This window comes from Spirosoma sordidisoli (genome assembly GCF_004138325.1).
In the GTDB taxonomy this organism is placed as follows: Bacteria; Bacteroidota; Bacteroidia; order Cytophagales; family Spirosomataceae; genus Spirosoma; species Spirosoma sordidisoli.
In genome coordinates, this window is sequence record NZ_SBLB01000016.1 from 13,432 (window position 1) to 33,195 (window position 19,764).

Consider the following 19,764-nt stretch of genomic DNA (forward strand, 5'->3'; position numbering starts at 1 on the left):
GATGCTGATGGCGGCCCGGCTCCAACTGACCCATGAGCCACCGCAAACCCCGCCAGCTCGACCCAACCCGGAGCTGCTTTTACGAACTGCCGGAAACGACCCCGGAGCCGGAACTCCAGACGATGGAAGCCTATTACCGACGCCACTACGAGGCCTTCGAAGTCAGGATCAAGAACCGGCTGTATTTCACCTTCACGACGACGGAGGTACGGGATCGGTTTCTGCTGAGCTACGAACGGGGCTGCGCCGAGGAGGGAATCCTGACCCAGCGCAGCACGATCCCCCAGCCCGACCGGCGGGGTAGTTACTACCCGGAAGCCGAGCCGGGCTGGTTTGGCCCGCTCGACCAGCTCGACCAGCACCTGCGCCAGCGGGAAGCCCAGCGCGAAGCCCACCGGCAAGCCCTATACGTTGATTTTGCCCACTTACACCAGAAAGCCCGTGAACGCATTGTTTCCCCTGCCAGCTCCCCGGTTAACACCCGACCAGGCCCGGCAAGCCTACGAAAACGTCCTCTTCGGTAACGAACGGCCGAAGCCCGAACTAGGACAGACCGCCTGGTACTATACCGGCGAGGATTATGTCGTAGTAACCGTAACCCGAATCAGTAAGTCGGGTAAAACCTTTGCCGCCCACAACGCCGAAACCGGCCTGGGGGCCTGGGACATTCCCGTAGGCCGCTACAAACCCTGTTTTCTTCACCCCGACAAACCCAAGTTTTTATGACCGCCAACCCCGAAGTACTCCGCCAGATCACCTACCCCAAGGCGGGGGTAGACCTCGTAGTGACCACCCGCAAACCCGGCCTGCCCAGTGCCGTCCACCGGGGCCGCCTGGTATCGGTCGGTAAGCTGCGGATCGACCACCTGACGACCGATAAGGCCTACGTGGTCCTGCAGCGCCCCGACTCACCGGGCAAGTTTACCTATATCCCCGAGATCAATGTCGCCCAGGTGTCCTGGCCGGGGGCCTCGGTCGTTCGCCCCCCTCTCTATGAGCGATAGCATGAGCGCCGAGGAGTACCAGGCTTACCTGCGGACCCTGCAACCGGGCAAGCCGGGGGGGGCGCGAAAAAGCCGCCCGGCCCCGCTGGCCCCGGCCGGTGGGGCGGTACCGGCGTCGGACTACCTGGCCCTCGTCAAGCAGAGCACCCCGGCCCGCCAGCTCGAACACCTGATGCAGGTCGAGGTCGTGCGCGAGTTCCGGAAAAAATACCCGGCCTACGAACGGCTCCTGTTCGCCATCCCCAACGGGGCCAAGCTGACCATGCGCTACACGGCCGAGGGCGAGCCCTACAGCCCCGAACGCATCCGACTGGTCGCGGAGGGGCTAACGGCCGGGGTGCTTGATCTGATGCTGGCCGTACCGCGCCAGGGCTACCATGGGCTATTTCTGGAGCTGAAAGTAAAACCCAACCGGCCCTCGGCCGAGCAGCTCGACATGATCACCCGGTTTGGCAGCCAGGGCTACTACTGTAGCGTGGCCTACACGGCCGACCTGGCCCTGCTGGTACTCGACGATTACCTCGCTCTGCCCCCCTGGACCAACGTTTATTCGGCCCCAGACTAGATATCGCAGATCCTGTTCCAAATTTTTTTACGCAAAGTGACTAACCAACCAAATTCCATGAAAACTCCCCAGCAACTCAACGACGAACTCCGCGAGGCTTACCTTACCCTCGACCCGCTCCAATGCTACACCGTCGTAGCCGACACCTACCCCATGCTGTTGCCCGAACTGCAGGCTGATATAGAACGGCTCGGTTTGACCGAGGCCAAAGCCAAATTTTCCCGCCTGGCGCAACAGTTCGCTAAGCCCGAGAGCGGGTTACAATTTACCCGCATCCTTGAGTCAGCCATGGACTACCTGGCCACGTCGAAGCCCGAACTACCCACCGACGAGCTGGCCGCCCAGCACCGCCAGGCGGTCCACCTGGAGCACTTCGAGCGGCTGCTGAGCGACGATCCGGAGCTGATCCAGATGCTGCGCGAGTCGGTCCAGCGGAAAGGGGTACAGGGCACTATCGACCTGATCGGCAGCCTGACCATTCCCACCCACGCCAAGGGCCTGCTGCTGGGTGCGATTATGCACATTGACCGCATGTGGGGCAAAGGAACCCCCTCCCCTACCCCGGCGGATATGACCGCCGAGCAGATCGAGCGGCTCCCCAAGCCGATCCAGGAACTCGTTCAGAAAGTCCGGGAGATGGGCGCCGAGGTCGTCGTCACGGAGGTAAAGGTGGGGGCCGAGAAGCGGGCCGAGGCCGCCTACGCCCACATGGTCGAGGATCATCCGGAATTTGCCCAGCGGTTCCTCGCCCTGGTTAATTTGGTCGGGCCGGATATGGCCGTCAAAAACGCCACCGACGCCCCCCGCTGCATTGCCCCAGGTTTGCGCGAAATCGCCCTGCACTACCTGCTGACTGTCCGGGGCGGCAACGCGACCAGTTAACCAAGTAGGTAATTAACCATAAAACCAAACAACCAAACGGGCAGATGCCCAACCGGACAAATGCCCGTTTGGTCAATCAACCAGCTATGAAAAAATACCCCCTTGAGGAAGCCATGGAGAAGGCCGTTACGGCCGGATGGGCGCAATTCGTGGCCCGGCGCACGGCCGAGCGGGAGCGGTCCAATGCCCGGCTGTTTCGGCTGCTGACGGCCATCCGGGGCGAGGCCTTCGTTAGCCTGCTCGTCGGCCTGATGCACCACGCGAAGGCCGACGATTCCCGGCTGCGGGTGTACCGGCAGCCTAAAGGCGTCGAGGTGAACACCGCCTTTGGCCCGCTCTGGATCGACTACCGTTTCGGCGCACCCAGCCTGGCCACGATCTATATTCAGGTCAAAGCGGACCGCTGGATCGGGTTCACCCACCAATAACTAAATCACCAAAGAACCAGGGAACCAGTTACCCAATTACCGAGTTAGGCATTTGGTTAAATGGTTTTTTGGTGATTTACCCGAGTAGTTTACTAACCAAATACCTGTTTACCCGTTAGACTATCTAACCAGATTGTATGAAGATTATTACCGTAGTGCAACAGAAGGGGGGAGTCGGCAAAACCACGATTGCCCTGAACTTAGCCATGTTTTACCGCCAGAAGGGGGCCAGCGTCGCCCTGTGCGACGCCGACAGCCAGGGCAGCCTGACGGCAGCGGCCGACCAGCTCGGCAGCGTTGGGCTGATCAGCGTGGCCGACGTGCTGGCCGGTTGGGTAGGGGCCGACGTGCTGATCATCGACACCAGCCCCCGCAACGACGCGGCCCTGTCGAGTTTGCTGGCCAGGGCGGATTACGCCCTCTTACCGATCCGGCCGGGCTACCTCGACGCGCTGGCCATCCGGGACACGGCGGCCATTGTGGCCAGCTCCGGGGTTCGGTCGGCCGGGATCGTGCTCAACATGGTTCAGCACCGGAACGCCGTTACCAGGGACATTCTGGACGTGCTGACGAGCTTTTCGATTCCGCTGCTCATTACCCGGATCGGCCAGCGGGTCGCCTATACCCGCTCGATCCTGACGGGGGCGGGGGTATTCGGTACCGAGGACACCAAAGCGCAGGAAGAAATCGCCCAACTGGGCATGGAAATTCATTTTCACTTATGAGCAAGAAAGACCAAACGCCCCTGGACGCGGGCAAAGATGCGTTTCTCAAAAAATTCAGCGAACCGGCCAAGCCCATCCTGACGCAGGTTGTGCCGGTCGAACCGGCCAAGCCCGCCAAAACGCCCTTGAAGGAACTCGACCACTTCAACCTCTACACCGACAAAACCACCGGCAAAAAACTCCGGTTGCTGAAAGTAGAAACGGGTTTGTCGGTGCAGGATCTGCTCACCGAAGCCGTGACCGATTTACTGGCTAAATACAAACAGGGATGAAGAAAGAACCGAACCGGCCGGTCCCGACCGTGCTGCTGACCTCCACCATTACTAAGCACCTCTACGAGGAGCACCACCGGCATTTTTTCTCCTGGCAGGTCGGGGCACCCCACAAGACGCTGCTCCGGATTCAGTTGATCGACGAGCGGGGCTATATCATGCCCCTGCTCGACGGTACCGACCTGCGAACGGTGCTCATTGAGCCAGGCGTCAACAGTTACGTGCACCTCGACGCGGACCGCCCGGCGGCCGGGTTCCAGTACTGGACCAAAGGCCTGATCCGGGGCGATAGCCGGGTAGTGCTGGACGCCATCAGTCCCCAGCGGGAGGACCTGCGGGTACACAACGCCAACGTGGCCGCCATTCTGGCCCAGGAGCGGGCCGCCAAAAATTCCGGAAATTAAACCGGGGCGGGGGCTGAATGTTCATAATATACCTATACATTTGCCCCTGCGAAACGTTACCGTCGAAAGACTGGTACCCAGGCAGGCCCCCCGTCGTCGGGAGATGAACGGCCTTAATCATGGGGGCCATGGTCGGGTAGTTCAACGGGCAGAACACTCTGGTGCTGGCTGTGAGAGGTGGGATGCCAGAGGACAGGGGTTCGAGTCCCTTCCTAGCCGCCAGTTTGGGCATCGACCGCTTGCCGGGCGAGTAAGTCCCGAAAGACTGTATGAGCCGACTCCGGTTTTTCATGCAATTATGGTGTGGATAGAATCAAGGCCTGGGTTATTGACCCAGGCCTTATTTTTTGCACATTTGCTCGACGCGCTCCCCAGGGGGTGCTTTAGCAATTTACTAACCCGGCTTGGTTTTTTCCCTTAACATAAAAACACATATACAACGCCCCTCGGTATCGTCCAACGCGACGGCCCCCGCCTGCCCATTGGGTCGGCGGGGGCCGTTTTGCATTTTAGGGGGAAATCAGCGGGCGCAGGGCCAGGTACACCAACCCGGCCGCCAGGCCCCGCCAGACCCAGTTCTCAAGGCGGGCCGTCCGGTACCGGGTTGGATCGGGACCGGCGGGCGCGGCCCCCTTCGGGGCGGGCAGCGGGGCCGGGGGTGGGGCCGGGGGCCGGGCCTGGCTGGTGACCGTTTGGTTGAGCCGGTCGATAATGGCCGCCTGCCGGTTGATCACCGCCTGCAGGTCGGTCAGGTCGGCCGTCAGCCGCTCGACGCGGGCCTGGTTGAGCAGGGCTTTTCTGGCCCCCTCCTCGGTGATGGTCAGCGACCGGGGCCGACTCACGGGCAGGGCTGAGATCGTGGGCAACGAATCCGGCCCCGCTGGTGCGCAAACTGGAATCCGGGCCGTAGAGCCGGTCGAGTTCGCGCTGCAACTCATCAGTGCTAAGCGTAAGCAGATTAGCAGAATACAATACCTCGGCTTGTTCACGGCGGTTCAGGTTTTTAAACAGTTGGCGAATTTGTTCATGCAGCAGGATCGTATCGCCCCGCAGCAGCAAGAGTTCCCGCTCGGTGCGGGCGTGTTGGTCGAGCACGTAGGCCTGGACGGCCAGCAGCCGCTGGTGGCGATCGTAGAGGCCCCAGGCCAGCAGGCCCAGGCTGATCAGGATCAGCCCCAGCCAGCAGCGAACCGGGTAGACGAACGCCCGGCCCCCGGCGGCCAGTGCCCGGCCCAGGGCCTGGCCCAGCCCGGTCAGGCCCTGGCTCAGCAGCGCCAGGCCCCGGCCGCTGATCCAGGTGAGTAGGGCGTTGATCATGGAAAGGCGGTGGTTTGGGGTTGACGGTGGGCCAGGTGCGTCGAATCCTGGACGTACTGACGGCGGGCCTGTTGCTCGAAGCGTTCGACCGGCAGGGGGTGCTTTTCCGCAATGGCCTCGACGGCCGGGTTTTCCAGGTGGGGCACCCGGCCCCGGTCGTGGGTTTTGGGGGGCACGGCCTGCCAGGGGCAACTTTTACAGGACTTCACCAGGGAGCGGGTGGCCCGCTGGTAGCGTTTGGCGAAGGGGCAGTTGTCGCAGCGGTAAATCGCCAAACTGTCGATCGAGAGCCGGGCGACCTGGCCCGAATCGGCCCAGGTCACGTCCCGCTCGTTCTCGACGACCTCCACGCAGGAGCACAAGGCCCACACCAGCAGGCCCAGCAGCAGCAGCGGGCCGAGTACCCGAACCAGGGCCAGCAGCCCCAGACAGAACGCCCAAAACAGCAGTTCGAAGGCGTTGGATACCCCTTGATCGGTCCTAGCCAGCATACGGCCGGACCACGCAATAAACATCTTTCTTGTTTCTAATTTTCTCATCGTAGACGCCTTCCTTCCCGGTCGGCTTTTTAATGCCCAGGACGCCCCGATCGCTCGTATTGCCCTCGACGGTTTTACAGTAAATAGAACCTTCCTGCCAGTCCTCCAGCAGGCCCACGTGCCAGTAGGTCGTACCGTTGACGTAGGAGCGAAACACCACCACGTCGTTGCGCCGGGGCTGGCCGCCGATCGGCCCGGCCTCCCGGCTCCAGACGATGTGCTTTTTCTTCAGAACCCAGTTGCGGGCGATCGGCGGGTAATCCACGTCGAGCAGCCAACCGGCCTGCTTGATGGCCCAGGCGACGCTGGTACCGCAGTAGGGGCTGTTAGGCCGCAGCCACTTGCGGGCGTTGTAGAGCGTGATCCGGGGGTGATCGTTGCGGTTGGTTTTTTCCCGGACGTGGTGGACCCGGTTTTCGGCCTTGAGCACCGCTACCGGGTCTACAGGGTCAGCTCCTGGGGGCTGAGCGTGAAGAAGTAGAGGAACGCCAAGAAAAACAGCGCAAACAAGCCGACAAAGACCAGTACCCGGCGCAAAGCGTCTGTGCGGTCGAGCTGGCGTAAATCGGTCGAGAAATCGAAATCTTTGGCAGTCCATCCGTTGATATAGAAATAGAATTTGAAGTTGAGCACCACCAGCAGGCCCATACTGGCCACCAGGCTCGATAAACAGGGCAACAAGGCCCCCACGGCTTTTTTTAGGTATAGTATCCGGAAATCCCCCAGCGTGTCGGCAGCGGGCACGATATAGCGCGAGAGGTTATTGTACCAGGCCGCGCAGCCGTACCAGGCCGCGATCATCGACAGGGCGAACAACACCGGCAGCAGGTGGGGTAGCCGCCGGAACAGGGGCAGGGGGGCCGGGGGGGTTTCGGCCGCCGGTGGCTGGGCCACTGGCTCGGGGGTAGGCTCAGCCAACGGCTTCACCGAACCGGCCTCGACACCAGCGCCGGGCAGCCAGTCGAGCGGATGAGCCGGGGCCGGGCGGCCGTAACTGGGTACGAAGTCGTGAACCTGGGGCCGGTCCTGGCCGGTCCGGTCCTCGGCCGTTGGGTAGGGCACCGGCGGGGCCTGGCCGGTCCGGTCCTGCCGGTGGCGGTCCTCGGGGTGGCCCTGGGGCCATTCTTTCGCCCGGCGCAAATCCGCGCTTACTTTATCCAATCGCATCCAAAGCAGGGCACAGACGAGGAGCAGCAAGCCCCCGATAAAATAGGTAATCATTAGCGATCCTGGGGTTTATAGTTGGTGATGCCGCCGGTGAAAATGGCCGCTACCTTGGCGACGGCGGCCAGGCAGGCGTGTAGCAAAACAATGTGCCGGGTGACGACCTCGGGGGCACCGGCCTGGCTCAGGGCTGTCTGGATTTGCTCGACGAAAACCAGCGTCGGCAGCAGGGCAAAAAACAGCGCATTGACCAGCCAGTGCACCCTCCGGGGCGTCGGTCGGTCGGTTTCGGTGAAGCCAAAACGCATACAGAAAGGGGGGTTATGAGTAGGCCGCCGGATTCTTCCGGCGGCCGTCCTCGTCTATAGTTGGATAAAAGCAGGGGTAAACACTTACTCGGCCGGTGCCCGATCGACGAGCTGGTAGCCGTACACGCCGGTTACGGTGGTGAAACCGCCGTAGGTCTTGAAGAAGCCCGCCGGACGCACGAAACCGCCGTATTTGGCCGATGGCGTGACAATCCAGTGGGGATACTTGCCCGTATCGTAGGCCCGCACCCGCAAATCGAAATCCATCAGGAACGTAGGCGAGTCGTACTGGTTGATGGCCAGGCTCATCTGCCCGAAGGAGGTCTGGGCGACTTCCTTCTGTTTGACGATGTACTTATGCTCCAGGATGGTCTGACCGCAGGCCGAGCCGGGATCGAGGATCAGAATTTTGTCGGCTCCGTACCGAATGTCGATCGTTGGATCATAGTAAAATTCGGCCGGCAGTTTGTTGTAGACCTCCTTCAGATCGAGGCCAATGTCACTCATGCCAACGAAGCCCTTTAAATCCCACCATTTAGCCAGTTTAGCGCCCCCGATAATGATCACCGTGCCCGTGATCTGGTGCTTGCGCTTTAGCTCGTTGATGGCTTCCAACAGATCACGGCTCGGCATCCCCTCGGCGTTGTAGAGGGGCACGACGGGTTCAACCTTGTTGGCGGGCGAGGCCTGGCCAACGACCAGGTTCCCGCCCCGGTTGGCAATGAGCATGTTCAGCATGTCGCCGTTCATGTCCGTGAGCAGACCGCCCTCGACGGTATCCAGGATTTCGGTACCCACCAACACTAGTTCGTTCAGATCATCCTTCGAGAGGGTGACCGTGACGCCCGCCTTCGTTTCTTTCAGGTACTGGGCGGCCAGGGGCTCCAGCTTGTGAAAGTCGATGGTGTTGAACTTGTGGTTGTACTGCCGGTAGAGGTTAAAGTCTACGTCGAGTTCCTGAGCCGGGCGTACCGCATCCCCGTCCGCGTCAACCTGCCGCGCCGTGCCTTTGCTGGTCGGCATGTACTGCTGCTTGTAGTTGAACTTGACGGTAGGAATGATGTCGTCCGGACCGTTGCTGCCCTGCCGGAAGGACAGGCGACCCTCCTCCTTGGCTTTGGTGGGTTGCAGCTCATCGGTGATGCCCTTGAGCTGGGGCGAGCGCAGGGCCTGCAGCGTACCGACCTGCTCAAATTTAATCCCGTTGCCCAGGGTGTGGGCAATGGCCACGCGCAGGATTCGGGCCGGGGAAAGGTTTACGTCGTTTGCCATGGTGGCGGTTCAAGTTGGATAAAGAGGAAGGTAAAAACCCGCGCCGATCTTCGGGCGGGGTACTAGTCGTCAGCCAGGTTAGCCGCCTGGGCTTTGCTGAGCTGCGTATTTTTCTGGTCGGCCGGTATAATCGTCGAGCCGTTGGGCGAACCGTCCGATTTTTTGGCCCAGTCGAAGGACTCCGTTTTAATGGTCTGCTCGACCAGATCGTGAATGGTCGCGTCCCGGCCGTTGATCTGTACCGGCGTGTTGGTATCGTCGGCTTTGAGAATTTTGCCCGTCGCGTAGTCGATGCGCCCCTTTACCGTGGCCCGCTCCGAAATGCGCAGGCCCGTTTCCGTCAACAGGGTATTGGCATCTTGAATCAGGTTGGTGCGGAAATGCCGATCCTTCGACACGTCGCGCAGGTGGGGGTTGGTCCGGGCGGCCGCCACGATCTCGGCCTCGGTGGCCCGCCGGTGCGCGGTCGATACCTGGCCGGTGATCTGCTCGTAGTCCGATTTGGGCACGTACTTGTTGGCCAGATCTTCTTTCAGCTCGTCGAGTTCGCTCTGCAGGGCGTTGCGGGCCTCGTCGCCAGATTGGGTTCCTTTTTCGTCGAGGCATTTGAGCACGAACTGACTGCGCTTGTGGGCGTCGGTACCCAGCTTGGCCAGCTCGGTTTTTTGGGCGGCCGTCAGCTTGTTCTCGTAGGTTTTGACGATCGCGTCGATGCTCGTCAGGACTTCGGCGCGGGCCGAGGTCTTGATCTTGGACGAGATTTTTTCAGAGGCCGCAGCTTCGTCCTCCGTCAGCAGGGCGGCCTGGGCGGCTTCGGCCCGATCGTCGGCCAGATCACCCTCCAGATCGCCCAGGGTGTCGGTAATTTCGGCGGCTGTCAAACCGCCCTTTGTCAGTATGGATTCCAGAAAGACTCTCCGTTTCATGGTACTGCTGGGCCATTGGCCCGGTTGAAGGTTAAACAGGCCCCCGACTCCACCAGGAGCCGGGGGGTGGGGCCTAGGCCTGCACGGGGCCGGTAGCGACCCATTGGTTTTTGTCGTCGTAGATCGGGTAGCCCACGAGTTTGGTGGGGAACTGAACTACTTTGTCCTTGTTGTCGCGGAACAGGCTTTGGTAGAAGTCGATCGTGTAGATGCCGGTATGGGCTTCCTCGAGCGTTTTTACCTCGTTGCCATCCAGCTTTAGCTTGGGGCCAATCGTCAGGACGACCTCGCTCAGCTCATCGAGCGCCAGCAGCTCCTCGCTGGGGTCGAGGGTGGGCGTCTGAAACGCCACCACTTCGGTTTTGCGGGCCGAACGGCGCACGGTCCGGACGGCGGCAACGGGGGCAACAGGCGCGGCCGCCGGGGTCAGCTCGGATTGCTCCGGAGCCGTGGCCGGTTTGGTCGTCTCCGGAGCTGGTTTGGGGGCCGGGGCTGGTTTGGGGGCCGGGTTGGCGCGTGGGGCTGGCGCAGGGGCAGGGGCTGGCGCAGGGGCCGCCGGGGCGGCCGGTTGGTTTCCCGCTTGATCGGCGGGGGTAGTAGCTGGGTCCATGGGGAAAAAAGAGGTTATTTGTTAATAACTATTACGAACAAATCGGTCTAAAGTTAACAACATTTACTTCGGATTGACAAAAGAATCTGGTGTCTGGGCGGTCTGCTGCAGATCGACCGGCGGGTTGAACGTCATGGGTTCCAGCTTGGGGAACATATCGCCGTTGACGCCCTTCTCGGTGAGCTTACCGATCAGGTTCCGGTTGCGTTCCCGCAGCAGCTCCCGCTGCTCGACCAGGTTCCGCTCCCAGAAGTCGGGCACGTCCAGGACGCAATCGCTCACCAGGCCGTCAAAGTTGATGCTGAGCCACATGCGTTCGATGGCTTCGATTTGTTCGGGGCCTTCCTGGTAGAGCATGTACTGAATCCCCAGCGTGTAGAATTTGATCTCGTCGATCATATCCCGGAACGGATCGAGCCGGGTCCGCAGCTCGTAGCGTCGGAACTGTTCGCTTCGTTTGCCGGTGGTGTACTCGAGCATTTTCTTCTCGAGGGCTTCGATGATCGTGCTGTCGTACTTGTTGAGCTTGGCCTCGTTCAGCTCCTGGCGGATCAGTTCGGCGTTTTCCAGGTTGTAGCGTACCGGCACCATCACGACGGGCACCTGCAGCCCGGCCCGACCGGCGCGGCCGTAGCGGATCGCATCGAGGTACTCCAGGCCGAGCTGAAACAGCGTCAGCAGGTGGTCGCCCTGGTTGTTGAGTTCCCGGTACATTTCCTCCCGATCCTTGGCCTTCGACGCGCCGGAAACCTCCTGGGGGGTTTCCCGGATAAACTGCATGTTGATGGTCGTAAAGGCCTCGTGCATACAGCGGTTGAGTTCCTTGATCAGCTCCTGGAGGGCTTCGATCGGCCGGGGAATAAAGCCGCCCGGCGCACCGGGGGGCATCCGCAGGCCCGCGTTGCCCACGCTCATCGACGAACTATCACCGTCCGACACCCACAGAATATCCAGCCCCGAGCCGGAAATGTCCACGCTGGTACCCTTACAGACCGGGCAGGTTTCGCTGGTGGCGGGCTGGCCCGGCTCCTTAATGACCATGACCTGGCCGCCCGAACATTTGGCGTTGGTGCACCTCTTGACCGTTCTGCGCCACTCCTGGGAACTGACGTGGAAGTTAAACTCGATCTGCATGTCCGATTTGGCCTGCTGGCCATCCTTCACGTGGGGGATGGCATCGGCCAGCAGGGACTCGTACAGCTCCTCACCATCGGCGTTGTGGTCCAGGCGCTTTTTACCGAGTTTGTGGGCGGGCATGGCCTGGCAGTAGTGCCGGGGTGGATCGAACTCCTCCCAGGTTTGCCAGCCCGCCGGGGCTGGTCCCTCCCAGGGGAAAACGCCCAGCTCGGGGTGCAGGGGATCAAAGGCCCACTTACTGAGGCCCAGAATCTGCCATTCGTACTGCAGGTGCCCCCGGCCGGTGGTGCTCTCGATGCGGGCCACCTGGCGGGCCACGGTGTACGAGTCGTGATCGACGAAGAACACCACCAGCCCGTCATTTTTGGCCTGGCCATCGGGCATAATCACCCGGTTACGCCGGGGCGAGCAGAGGACCGCAAACCGCCCTTTGCGGTGCATCCAGACGTTTTCCGACGGGATCAGGTGAAAGCGCGGCTCGGGGTACTCCCGATCGGAGAGCGGCCCCTGTTCGGGCAGCGTGAGCATGACCGCGTTGGGGTCGTCGAGGTAGGCCTGCACGGCCTCGGTAAAAAACCAGTTGACGGCCGATCCGGAGGGGCTGAAGGTCCGACCGACGTACTGCTCGAAGCGGTCGAGGGTGCCATCGGCTACGGTTGGAAACTGAATCTCGAAATCGTCGGCCTGTTTAATGTAATCGAGCGCGTTTTTGACCCGGCCGGGGTAGCTCCGGAACGGGTTCCGGTAAACCTCCTTCCGGTACTTTTTGTGGGTGGGCCGCTCCTTGGGCCGGTTGATGTCGAGGTACTCCGGGTAGGCGTCGCCAAAGACCGATCGGAGTTCTTTTTTGTGGGCCACCGACCGGGCGTAGTATTCGTGAATCAGGGCCGTTCCCGGCGGGCTGGGCGTTTTACCGGCCGGGGCACCATCCCGGCGCAGGTAGGGCAATACGTCGCGTTGTAAATCGAGCATGGGATCAGAAGGGGGTTAAAACAAAACAGGGGATGGGGTTGCTCCCATCCCCTGCGGGTTCGTGATCGACCGACGGCTAGAGCTTATCGACCGTAATGGTGTAGCTCCCGAATACGCCCGAGGTGTTGTAGCCTACGACCGTAAAGGTGTAGCGGCCCGCAGCCAGGGTAGCCGCGAAATCGACTTTACCCGTCAGGCTGTTGATGGTCACCTGCTCGGTGGTGATGGGCGTTTTGGCATCCCGGAAGATTACGTAGGTTACCGTACCCCCTTCGGTCACGGTACGGGTCAGGCTGCCCGCCACGGCTCCCGTCAGGGTGTAGCGGTCGGGCTGGCCCGGCACCGCCACCAGGCCGGTTACGACTTCGGCACCGAAGCTGTAGCGCATGGTGTCCTCGGCCAGGCTGGCCTCGGCCACGCCCGTAACGGGCTGTTTTTCGCCTTCGGAGGTCCAGCTAATCGAGAATTTACCGGCAATCTCCTTGGTGATGTCGGCGTCGATGAGGTGACCGATCGAGTGGAATACCACCTCGTCCGAATCCCACCGCAGGCAGAATACCGTGCTCTGGGTAAATACGTACACGTCCCACTGCCGCAGCCGCGACCGCAGGCCGTTGAAAAAGCCGATGTTGAGGTAGAAGTGTTTGAAGTCAAACTCCGCGTTTTCCTTCACGTCGCCCGTTTCCCGCTCCATCGTCCGGGTGCCGTATTTGGCCGATTCCTTGTAGCCCTCGGGCAGGCCTTTCTTGCCGCTGAGCATCCCGTTCCCGAAGAATACCGCCCGGTCCAGAAACGCCAGTTGCTTGATAAAGCCCACAATGTTGGCCCCCGTTACGGCCACCGGAGCGCCCCCGCCGGGCGGGGTGTACTGCTGGCCAAAATCCGGGATGGCGTTGCGCTGCACCAGGCCCAGGGCCACGTAGTTTGAGCCGGGGGTCCGTACCCCCGACTGCGGCTGATGAAACGACACGCCTGCGTTGGTCGAGATGTCGCTCAAAACGTCTTTAAGTCCCATAAAAAATAAGTTGGATAAAGAGGAAGGTAAAAAAATGTTCGTAATACTGGCAACAATATTACGAACATTTTAGCCATAACAAGGCCCCGATCGGAGGCCGGTTAAAAGAACTTGGTAAAGTTCATCGTCACGTACTTAGCCGGGTTGGTTTCGCCCCGGACCCGGATCGTGACGCTCACGGCTCCGTTGGGCACGTTTTCAAACAGGACCTCGCGCTGATAGGCATTGTCGTAGACGACGCCCTCGCGCCAGGACGGATCGCTCGACTGGGGGCACTGGGCCTGAATCTCCACCGTCGTATTGACGAAGAGGTAGACCTGGCTCCCGAAATTGCGCCAGCTATAAAACGCGATCCGGGCGTCCGGGGCGGGGGCGGCCGGTGGGGGCGTCTGGATGGTGACCGCCAGTTGCCGGTTGACGGCTTCGGCGTCGGTGTTCTGGCTCCCTTTGACCTCGACGGTGTAGGTACCCGCCACCGTAAAGGCTTTGCTGAGCACGTTGCCCCAGTTGGTTTCTCCGCTCCACCGGGTCAGGATGCCCCCCCGCTGGTTGCGCACGTTGGCCACCGTTACGGTGGTCTGGCCACCCTGCCGCTCAGCGTTCAGATCGAACATGACCGGGTTTACCGGCAGGGGAACGAACTCGGGATAGGTGAGCGTGCTCAGGCCCTCGGTGTTCTCGACGCTGGCCGGTAGGTATCCGTACTGCGACTGGAAGGCCACGGCCGGGTAATTGAGCACCTGCCCGTTGTCCTCGGTAACCTGAATCTCGGTGGGCGTCACCCACGGCCCCAGCACCGCGCCGGTGCCCAGCACCCGGACCGGCGGCCCGGCCTGGGTGCCCTGTTCGCTGACGCTGGCCTGAATGATGTCGTCGGCCGCCAGGGGCCGCGACAGCACCACCTCGACCCGCCCGCCCGCCAGGTAGCCCAGCCCCAGCCGGACGTTGCCCCAGTGGATCAGAATGGGCGTCCCATCGGCCCCCCCATCGAGGGCGGCCCGCACCAGGGCCGATCCGGCTTTGGCTCCCCCCGGTAGAATGTAGGCCAGGTTAGGCATTGGCCACCTCCGCGACGATCAGCCGCAGGGGCCGAATAACGTAGTGACTGCCCAGGGGCGCACCCAGCCGGAACCAGGCCTGGCCGTAGCTGAACTGAGCCGTCCGGATGCGGCCGTTAACCAGCAGCCGCAGGCTGCTGCCATCGGGCAGATCGGCCGAGTACATAATGATGCCGTCGTGAATATTCACGCTCGGGGTTGGTAGTTGATCCACTCGATCCGGTACCAACAGACTTACTTTCTTATCCATGGTTATTTAGTTGGTTAGTGCGTTCATGCGCCGGTAATGGCGGAAATTGATGCGGCCCAGGGCGCGGACAAAGCCGTAATACAGATACCGCCGGAGGGGCAGTTGGCGGGCCGGGAAACGGGTCATTAGGTCCAGATAGGCCCGGTCGGCGTAGGCCTGCGCGGCCGACCAGCTCAGCGTATCCAGCTCGGGATTTTCCCGCACGAAAGCCTCCCAGTGCATGTAGAGGTAATCGTGGGTAATGGCCGCCAGGTTGGTTCGACTGTGGTAGCGGGGGCAGAGCCAGTCGGTCACCCAGTACCCACTATGACAATCGGTGAGCATCTGGGCCGGGATGGTACTCCAGCGGCCGTCGAACAGCTCCACGCGCAGGGCCTGGGCAATAATCATCTGATCGGGTTTAGGCGTCTCCGAATCGAGCCAGACCAAGGCCCGCCAGTGTCGGCAGGCCCTGGTCACGGTCAGTTCGCCCGCCATCAGAATTCCCCTAGTTCGTCTTTTTCCCGGATGATGTTGGCCAGCATCAGGTACAGCACCACCAGGTAGCCCTCGGCACCCGTCAGCGGTAAGCCCTGCTCCTGGAGCTGAGCCAGGGCCAGGGTCTGAAAAAACGCCAGCTCCGGCACCGCGTCCGGGTTGGGTTCGCCATCGGCATCGACGGGGGCGCACACCTGCCCGGTCGTTTTGGATCGGTACGCCCCGGCCGTTGTTTTCGGAATCTGCAGGGGCTGGAGCACCGTCAGCCGTTCGCGCTGGGCGGTGGGGTGCAGGCTGGCATCGTTCTGTACCTGCCGGTGGGCGTCGTTGCCGTCGGCATCGACGATGTACCGCTCGAAAATGGCCGTCATTTCGAGGGTACTGCTCAGGGTGAGCTGCAGGAGCCGCACCCGGCGACCGTACCCGGCCGATAGCAGCGGGCCGGGGGAAATAGCCAGGTCAATGCCGGTAATCTGGCCGGTGTTTGGATCGGCTACCAGGCCCAGGGAAGAAAGGAGTTGCGTGGTCATTGGTTTTAGAGGGTTGCGTGGTAATGAAAGACAAGATCGACGCCCGTATCGACGCCGGTAATTCCGGAACGGATATTGAAATTGACCGTAGAGCTTTCCACCCAGACACGGTTTAGGTTCGCAGCCGCGTAGGGGCTGGCCGGGGTGAGGGTGACGACGGGGGCGCGTTCGTTGGAATAGGCAAACGTCAACGTGGCCAGCACGGCATTGGCCTGGGGGGAGCCGTTGCAGCGCAGGGTAATCACCCCGCTTGTATCCTTCGATTCGGTCCACAGGCTGATAGTCGGCCCCGGCCCCAGGCCCGGCCCGGCCGTCAGGGTGGGCGTGTTGCCCATGGCGATAAGACCCCGAACCGCCAGGCGGCCCGCCAGGTTGACCTGGCCGTTGTCGCTGATGCGGACGTGTTCGGGATGGGAGCCTCCGCCCCAGCCGTCGATCACGAACTCGTTGCGCTGCCCGCCCGGTACGCCGATCCGCCAGATGGCTACCCCGCCCTGGTGGAAACGGACTCGGGCTCCGTTCCCGGCGTTGGTGTTGTTGCGAAATTCGGCAACGACGCCTTTGTTCTGGCGGTCGGCTACGTCCAGGGCCATTTCCTGTGGAAAGCCGTTGATCCCGAAACGGCCCGAATCCAGAAAGAACATGGGCGGGTAGGTGTTATGCAGGGCCGAGTCAAAAACCTTAGTGCCTGCGGGGCTGCCCGCAATGGGGGTCAGTGCACTAAATACGGTCGTTAGCCCCAGGTGCTGGGTGACGTGCGTTAGGATCGTTTTAAACTGGTTGGTCAGCTTCACGTACACTGTGACCGCTCCGCCCCCGTCGCGGTAGGCCTCGACGCTCGTTCCTTCCAGGGCCGTGTCCGGTCCCGTCGAGGCCCAGCGGTAAACAAAGCCGTCCCGGTTACCGCACTGCAGCTCGATGGTCTGCCGGGTACTGGCAAAGGCTCCGATGATGAACGTGAACCGGGCTACGTCGTAGCTGGCTCCGGTACTGGCGGGCAGGATCGCTACGGGCAGATACCGAACGGCGGCCCCGCCGTCGTTGGGAGCACTGACATAGCTCAGAAACCCGCTGCCGGGCAGGCCCTGGATACCCTGCGGGCCGCGCAGATCGGTGGCCGCGTTCAGGTCATTGGTGAACCCATCCTGGCCCAAATACGCGCCGGTGGCTGGTTTTGCGCCCTGGCCGTTGGTCCAGTCTACGACCTGGGCCACGACCCGCGTTCCGTTCTGGGCGAAGCGCAGCACCGGCGACCACCCGGTAATGGTGGTCGCATCCTGGCGCAGCTGCTGGGCCATGAGTTTGAGCTGGGTCCGGAGTTGGGCGGAACCGATACTCCCCGCCGGGCCATCCGGGAAGTTTCGGTCAATGTTGGCGTACTGTTCGGCAAGTGTCATAGTTAAAAAAGAGTTGGATAAACTAGGTGAACTGCGCCCCCCACTCGGTCGAGAAGGGCGAGGAAGCGGGTTTGGTCGAGCCGGTAACCGTTGTGTTGATGGGCACACGCGGGTATTCGGTCGGCGGCTGGGTGGCGTAGAGGTTGGCCAGCGACACACTCGTAATGGACAGAACCGCTTCGCTGTTGAGGGTCAGCAGTTCATCGGTCCGGTTGAGTTTGGCGGCCGTTAATGTTGTTCGCAAATTAGCTATATTATTAACAAATGCGGTCAACAATAAGGCATCCCGGCCGCAGCGGACGCGGAGCCGGTAGCCGCCGGGCGGTACCAGGGAACCCGGCCGAATCTGCCGGATCATGCCCGAGGTGGTACTTTCGAGGTACACGGCAATGCCGCCCGGCACCTCCACCCGCTCGACGCGGACCAGGCCCATGGCCAGGGCGTCGGCGTCGGCGCCCACGCGCAGGCCCCCGGCCTGACCCAAGGGCTGATCATCGACGAGCGAATGGACCTCCACCAGCTCGGCCTGGCCCTGTTGCAGGTTTCTCCGACCGCCCAGGTCGGTTTGTTTGTATTCGCCCTCCTGACGGTACTCGATAGGCCGCACCTCGCCCGGTGGCAGGAGCCACACCTGGCGGTGTTTGAGAGCCGCCAGCAGGGCGCGGTGAAAGGTTTCCGGCTGGGCGTCGGTCGTCAGCGTCCGGACGCGCTCAGCACTGGCCATGGTCCGAAACGGAATCCGGTCGAGGGTAGACGACCAGGCTTCTTTTTGCCGCTGTTTGCCGGTGCTCAGCGCGACGGGTACCCGGACCTGCTGCATAAGGCCCGGCTCGTTGTATTCGTAGCCCATGCACAGGCCCGGCCCCTCGCCCGGCCCGTACTGCAGCAGGACGGTTTCGAGGGGGCTGTCGAGCACTTGAAAAAAGGTGCTCACGTACCGGCTGTTCAGCCGTTGCCCATCGACGCCCGCAGCCAGGTGCAGATGGTAGCGGCCGGGCTGGGTACTGCGCGGTACGCGGACCTCGGCCACCAGGGGGCCGTGGGGCCGCCAGATCGACCCGGCGATCAGCTCGACGGCGGCCAGGTGCTCGGGGGCCTGGTAGCGGGGGCCGGGTTCGGCGTAGGCAGTCGGGGGCGTCTGGCCAGCGGCCAGATCGACCGTAAACGGATAGTCGGCCTGGTCCAGCAGCCGGGCCACGTCGGCCGGGCTGGTCTGATCGGTGGGAACCGTTACCTGCCGATCGCCCAGTACGAAGCGGTTTCCCCGCCGGATCGAGCTGGAAATAACCGACACGTAGCGGCTTCGGGTCCGGGCGGGCAGGCTTTCCAGGAGCCGACAGCTTAACGCGGCCGCGTTGGTGTTGGCAAACAAGCGATTTCCGGCCACAACGACGGCCTGGGGTACCTTACCCGCCGGGCAGGGTAGTTTGCCGCCGGAATGGGCAAATACGGCCGCGACGCTGGCCGCCGTGTCGGCCGTCCCGGCCAGGCGGGCCTGGGTGGGCTGGCCGTCGATGCTCACTTGGTAGAGGTTGCCCGGTGCCACGCTGGGGCCGACCTCGACGCGGTAGTAGTCGGTACCGCCGACCGTGTTCTCGTAGAACAGCTGCAGACTGGGCCGGTTGGTGTTGGGCTGGCTGTAGGTGCCCGGTAGCATCCCGGCGCGGGGGTCGGTACCGGCGGGCAGCGTGAGCAGCCCGTCCGGAACGCCCAGGGCGGCCAGCACGTCGGCCGGGGCTTCGGTACCGGCGGCCTGGTAACTACGCCCCGCCAACTGAAAGGTGTTCCCGGCCTCGATGTCCTCCGAGACGGTGACCTGGTAGCGATCTTCGGCCGGCAGATCGACCTGGCCCACCGGCTGCCAGTGCAAACTAGGCTGGTTGGGGTTGGCCGTGAGCACCTGGCCCAGGCCGATCTGCAGCGGCACGTGTCCCAGCCGGAAGCGGCTCGAATGGAACGCCCGGATTAATAGCTCATTGCCCCGCACGTCCACCGTAACGGGCGTATAGGGATAGCCGACGTAATGCGCCCGGATGGCGTCAATGTAGGCCGTCAGGCTCACGCCTTCGGGCGGGGTCTGGTAGCGGAACGTGCCCAGTATGGGCCGCTGCTGGCCGCCCTGTTCGTAGCAGAGGGCAAACTGACGGTATTCGCCGGGGGCGGGGGCCGCCGATACCTGCAGGCGGATTTCGGCGTAATTGGCCCCGTCCTGCAACCGCAGCCGCCCGCAGGGCGCGGGGTCGAACTGTTCGGGGGCCAGCGGATCGGTCCGGTGCCTGACCCAGTAGAACGCCAGCCGGTTTACGTCCTGTTCGGGGCGTTTGCCCAGGGCGGAATACGGCACTAAAAACCGCAGGGTATCCCCGGCGATCACGGGCATGTCGGGCTGGGCTTCGGCCGCCCGGAGCAGATCCGGCTCCTGCCAGGCCTGGTACACGTTGGGCGTGGGCGCGTAGGGTACGAGCCGCACAAAATGGGTAAATGGGGTCATACAGGGATGGTTTACGGGGAA

25 protein-coding genes and 1 tRNA gene are annotated in these 19,764 nt (G+C 62.3%); 10 read left to right on the forward strand and 16 right to left on the reverse strand.

From position 1 onward, the window contains the following. Positions 1–32 precede the first annotated feature (32 nt). From EQG79_RS30110 to EQG79_RS30155, 9 genes are all read left to right on the forward strand, one after another. Positions 33–524 carry a hypothetical protein gene (locus tag EQG79_RS30110; protein ID WP_129606861.1) on the forward strand — a complete coding sequence of 164 codons (492 nt, stop codon included), beginning with the start codon at positions 33–35 and terminating at the stop codon, positions 522–524. Positions 525–722: 198 nt separating this feature from the next. After that, positions 723–1,004, forward strand: coding sequence for a hypothetical protein (locus tag EQG79_RS30120; RefSeq protein WP_129606865.1), 282 nt, complete (start codon positions 723–725; stop codon positions 1,002–1,004). After that, positions 994–1,569, forward strand: a complete 576-nt coding sequence (locus EQG79_RS30125; protein WP_129606867.1) for a VRR-NUC domain-containing protein — start codon at positions 994–996, stop codon at positions 1,567–1,569. Before EQG79_RS30120 ends, EQG79_RS30125 begins: the two co-directional genes overlap by 11 nt. Before the next feature lie 57 nt (positions 1,570–1,626). Next, positions 1,627–2,451 (forward strand): hypothetical protein, encoded by an 825-nt coding sequence (locus tag EQG79_RS30130; RefSeq protein ID WP_129606869.1) that lies wholly within the window; start codon positions 1,627–1,629, stop codon positions 2,449–2,451. An 86-nt stretch (positions 2,452–2,537) separates the two neighbouring features. Next, positions 2,538–2,879, forward strand: a complete 342-nt coding sequence (locus tag EQG79_RS30135; RefSeq protein WP_129606871.1) for a hypothetical protein — start codon at positions 2,538–2,540, stop codon at positions 2,877–2,879. Positions 2,880–3,016: 137 nt separating this feature from the next. After that, a complete protein-coding gene (locus tag EQG79_RS30140) occupies positions 3,017–3,604 on the forward strand; it encodes a ParA family protein (protein ID WP_129606873.1) in 588 nt (195 codons plus the stop codon). Next, complete coding sequence (locus EQG79_RS30145; RefSeq protein WP_129606875.1) at positions 3,601–3,876, forward strand: ribbon-helix-helix domain-containing protein; 276 nt, start codon at positions 3,601–3,603, stop codon at positions 3,874–3,876. Before EQG79_RS30140 ends, EQG79_RS30145 begins: the two co-directional genes overlap by 4 nt. Beyond that, positions 3,873–4,280, forward strand: coding sequence for a hypothetical protein (locus EQG79_RS30150; protein ID WP_129606877.1), 408 nt, complete (start codon positions 3,873–3,875; stop codon positions 4,278–4,280). Before EQG79_RS30145 ends, EQG79_RS30150 begins: the two co-directional genes overlap by 4 nt. 136 nt (positions 4,281–4,416) lie before the next feature. Continuing rightward, a tRNA-OTHER gene (locus tag EQG79_RS30155) sits at positions 4,417–4,502 on the forward strand. A gap of 287 nt (positions 4,503–4,789) precedes the next feature. Here EQG79_RS30155 and EQG79_RS31145 read toward each other — a convergent pair. Next, on the reverse strand, positions 4,790–5,218 hold the full coding sequence (locus EQG79_RS31145; protein ID WP_165358991.1) for a hypothetical protein: 429 nt from the start codon (positions 5,216–5,218) through the stop codon (positions 4,790–4,792). Between the two features lie 88 nt (positions 5,219–5,306). Between EQG79_RS31145 and EQG79_RS31150 the strand changes: the two genes are divergently transcribed. Continuing rightward, positions 5,307–5,585 carry a hypothetical protein gene (locus EQG79_RS31150; protein WP_165358992.1) on the forward strand — a complete coding sequence of 93 codons (279 nt, stop codon included), beginning with the start codon at positions 5,307–5,309 and terminating at the stop codon, positions 5,583–5,585. Positions 5,586–5,593: 8 nt separating this feature from the next. On the opposite strand, the gene EQG79_RS30170 is transcribed toward EQG79_RS31150, so the two are convergent. The 15 genes from EQG79_RS30170 to EQG79_RS30245 all read right to left on the reverse strand — a co-directional run bounded on the left by EQG79_RS30170 (position 5,594) and on the right by EQG79_RS30245 (position 19,743). Then, positions 5,594–6,088 carry a hypothetical protein gene (locus EQG79_RS30170; RefSeq protein WP_129606883.1) on the reverse strand — a complete coding sequence of 165 codons (495 nt, stop codon included), beginning with the start codon at positions 6,086–6,088 and terminating at the stop codon, positions 5,594–5,596. Beyond that, a complete protein-coding gene (locus EQG79_RS30175) occupies positions 6,078–6,566 on the reverse strand; it encodes a CHAP domain-containing protein (protein WP_129606885.1) in 489 nt (162 codons plus the stop codon). Before EQG79_RS30175 ends, EQG79_RS30170 begins: the two co-directional genes overlap by 11 nt. Before the next feature lie 11 nt (positions 6,567–6,577). After that, positions 6,578–7,357 carry a hypothetical protein gene (locus EQG79_RS31155; RefSeq protein ID WP_165358989.1) on the reverse strand — a complete coding sequence of 260 codons (780 nt, stop codon included), beginning with the start codon at positions 7,355–7,357 and terminating at the stop codon, positions 6,578–6,580. After that, complete coding sequence (locus EQG79_RS30190; protein ID WP_129606891.1) at positions 7,357–7,608, reverse strand: hypothetical protein; 252 nt, start codon at positions 7,606–7,608, stop codon at positions 7,357–7,359. The genes EQG79_RS31155 and EQG79_RS30190 overlap by 1 nt, the downstream gene beginning before the upstream one ends. A gap of 84 nt (positions 7,609–7,692) precedes the next feature. Further along, the gene (locus tag EQG79_RS30195) at positions 7,693–8,880 is read right to left on the reverse strand and encodes a hypothetical protein (RefSeq protein WP_129606893.1); all 1,188 of its coding nucleotides are present in this window, start codon (positions 8,878–8,880) and stop codon (positions 7,693–7,695) included. Positions 8,881–8,942: 62 nt separating this feature from the next. Further along, positions 8,943–9,806, reverse strand: a complete 864-nt coding sequence (locus EQG79_RS30200) for a hypothetical protein (protein ID WP_129606895.1) — start codon at positions 9,804–9,806, stop codon at positions 8,943–8,945. 73 nt (positions 9,807–9,879) lie between these two features. After that, positions 9,880–10,416 carry a hypothetical protein gene (locus EQG79_RS31190; RefSeq protein WP_170315675.1) on the reverse strand — a complete coding sequence of 179 codons (537 nt, stop codon included), beginning with the start codon at positions 10,414–10,416 and terminating at the stop codon, positions 9,880–9,882. Between the two features lie 63 nt (positions 10,417–10,479). Continuing rightward, positions 10,480–12,525 carry a hypothetical protein gene (locus EQG79_RS30210; protein ID WP_129606897.1) on the reverse strand — a complete coding sequence of 682 codons (2,046 nt, stop codon included), beginning with the start codon at positions 12,523–12,525 and terminating at the stop codon, positions 10,480–10,482. Positions 12,526–12,601: 76 nt separating this feature from the next. Then, on the reverse strand, positions 12,602–13,540 hold the full coding sequence (locus tag EQG79_RS30215; RefSeq protein WP_129606899.1) for a hypothetical protein: 939 nt from the start codon (positions 13,538–13,540) through the stop codon (positions 12,602–12,604). A gap of 101 nt (positions 13,541–13,641) precedes the next feature. Further along, positions 13,642–14,598, reverse strand: a complete 957-nt coding sequence (locus EQG79_RS30220; protein WP_129606901.1) for a hypothetical protein — start codon at positions 14,596–14,598, stop codon at positions 13,642–13,644. Then, complete coding sequence (locus EQG79_RS30225) at positions 14,591–14,848, reverse strand: hypothetical protein (protein WP_129606903.1); 258 nt, start codon at positions 14,846–14,848, stop codon at positions 14,591–14,593. Before EQG79_RS30225 ends, EQG79_RS30220 begins: the two co-directional genes overlap by 8 nt. Positions 14,849–14,854: 6 nt before the next feature. After that, positions 14,855–15,325, reverse strand: a complete 471-nt coding sequence (locus EQG79_RS30230) for a DUF1353 domain-containing protein (protein WP_129606905.1) — start codon at positions 15,323–15,325, stop codon at positions 14,855–14,857. After that, entirely contained in the window at positions 15,325–15,855 is a 531-nt protein-coding gene (locus tag EQG79_RS30235) for a hypothetical protein (RefSeq protein WP_129606907.1), read from the reverse strand. Before EQG79_RS30235 ends, EQG79_RS30230 begins: the two co-directional genes overlap by 1 nt. A 5-nt stretch (positions 15,856–15,860) precedes the next feature. Continuing rightward, entirely contained in the window at positions 15,861–17,252 is a 1,392-nt protein-coding gene (locus EQG79_RS30240; RefSeq protein WP_129606909.1) for a hypothetical protein, read from the reverse strand. 22 nt (positions 17,253–17,274) lie between these two features. Next, the gene (locus EQG79_RS30245) at positions 17,275–19,743 is read right to left on the reverse strand and encodes a hypothetical protein (protein WP_129606911.1); all 2,469 of its coding nucleotides are present in this window, start codon (positions 19,741–19,743) and stop codon (positions 17,275–17,277) included. Positions 19,744–19,764 lie beyond the last annotated feature (21 nt).

What these genes read in the sequence shown, in the direction of transcription:
- EQG79_RS30110 (WP_129606861.1), top strand. Translation starts at nt 33, where the DNA reads ATGAGCCACCGCAAACCCCGCCAGCTCGACCCAACCCGGAGCTGCTTT.
- EQG79_RS30120 (WP_129606865.1), top strand. Translation starts at nt 723, where the DNA reads ATGACCGCCAACCCCGAAGTACTCCGCCAGATCACCTACCCCAAGGCG.
- EQG79_RS30125 (WP_129606867.1), top strand. Translation starts at nt 994, where the DNA reads ATGAGCGATAGCATGAGCGCCGAGGAGTACCAGGCTTACCTGCGGACC.
- EQG79_RS30130 (WP_129606869.1), top strand. Translation starts at nt 1,627, where the DNA reads ATGAAAACTCCCCAGCAACTCAACGACGAACTCCGCGAGGCTTACCTT.
- EQG79_RS30135 (WP_129606871.1), top strand. Translation starts at nt 2,538, where the DNA reads ATGAAAAAATACCCCCTTGAGGAAGCCATGGAGAAGGCCGTTACGGCC.
- EQG79_RS30140 (WP_129606873.1), top strand. Translation starts at nt 3,017, where the DNA reads ATGAAGATTATTACCGTAGTGCAACAGAAGGGGGGAGTCGGCAAAACC.
- EQG79_RS30145 (WP_129606875.1), top strand. Translation starts at nt 3,601, where the DNA reads ATGAGCAAGAAAGACCAAACGCCCCTGGACGCGGGCAAAGATGCGTTT.
- EQG79_RS30150 (WP_129606877.1), top strand. Translation starts at nt 3,873, where the DNA reads ATGAAGAAAGAACCGAACCGGCCGGTCCCGACCGTGCTGCTGACCTCC.
- EQG79_RS31145 (WP_165358991.1), bottom strand. Translation starts at nt 5,218, where the DNA reads ATGAGTTGCAGCGCGAACTCGACCGGCTCTACGGCCCGGATTCCAGTT.
- EQG79_RS31150 (WP_165358992.1), top strand. Translation starts at nt 5,307, where the DNA reads ATGCAGCAGGATCGTATCGCCCCGCAGCAGCAAGAGTTCCCGCTCGGT.
- EQG79_RS30170 (WP_129606883.1), bottom strand. Translation starts at nt 6,088, where the DNA reads ATGCTGGCTAGGACCGATCAAGGGGTATCCAACGCCTTCGAACTGCTG.
- EQG79_RS31155 (WP_165358989.1), bottom strand. Translation starts at nt 7,357, where the DNA reads ATGATTACCTATTTTATCGGGGGCTTGCTGCTCCTCGTCTGTGCCCTG.
- EQG79_RS30190 (WP_129606891.1), bottom strand. Translation starts at nt 7,608, where the DNA reads ATGCGTTTTGGCTTCACCGAAACCGACCGACCGACGCCCCGGAGGGTG.
- EQG79_RS30195 (WP_129606893.1), bottom strand. Translation starts at nt 8,880, where the DNA reads ATGGCAAACGACGTAAACCTTTCCCCGGCCCGAATCCTGCGCGTGGCC.
- EQG79_RS30200 (WP_129606895.1), bottom strand. Translation starts at nt 9,806, where the DNA reads ATGAAACGGAGAGTCTTTCTGGAATCCATACTGACAAAGGGCGGTTTG.
- EQG79_RS31190 (WP_170315675.1), bottom strand. Translation starts at nt 10,416, where the DNA reads ATGGACCCAGCTACTACCCCCGCCGATCAAGCGGGAAACCAACCGGCC.
- EQG79_RS30210 (WP_129606897.1), bottom strand. Translation starts at nt 12,525, where the DNA reads ATGCTCGATTTACAACGCGACGTATTGCCCTACCTGCGCCGGGATGGT.
- EQG79_RS30215 (WP_129606899.1), bottom strand. Translation starts at nt 13,540, where the DNA reads ATGGGACTTAAAGACGTTTTGAGCGACATCTCGACCAACGCAGGCGTG.
- EQG79_RS30220 (WP_129606901.1), bottom strand. Translation starts at nt 14,598, where the DNA reads ATGCCTAACCTGGCCTACATTCTACCGGGGGGAGCCAAAGCCGGATCG.
- EQG79_RS30225 (WP_129606903.1), bottom strand. Translation starts at nt 14,848, where the DNA reads ATGGATAAGAAAGTAAGTCTGTTGGTACCGGATCGAGTGGATCAACTA.
- EQG79_RS30230 (WP_129606905.1), bottom strand. Translation starts at nt 15,325, where the DNA reads ATGGCGGGCGAACTGACCGTGACCAGGGCCTGCCGACACTGGCGGGCC.
- EQG79_RS30235 (WP_129606907.1), bottom strand. Translation starts at nt 15,855, where the DNA reads ATGACCACGCAACTCCTTTCTTCCCTGGGCCTGGTAGCCGATCCAAAC.
- EQG79_RS30240 (WP_129606909.1), bottom strand. Translation starts at nt 17,252, where the DNA reads ATGACACTTGCCGAACAGTACGCCAACATTGACCGAAACTTCCCGGAT.
- EQG79_RS30245 (WP_129606911.1), bottom strand. Translation starts at nt 19,743, where the DNA reads ATGACCCCATTTACCCATTTTGTGCGGCTCGTACCCTACGCGCCCACG.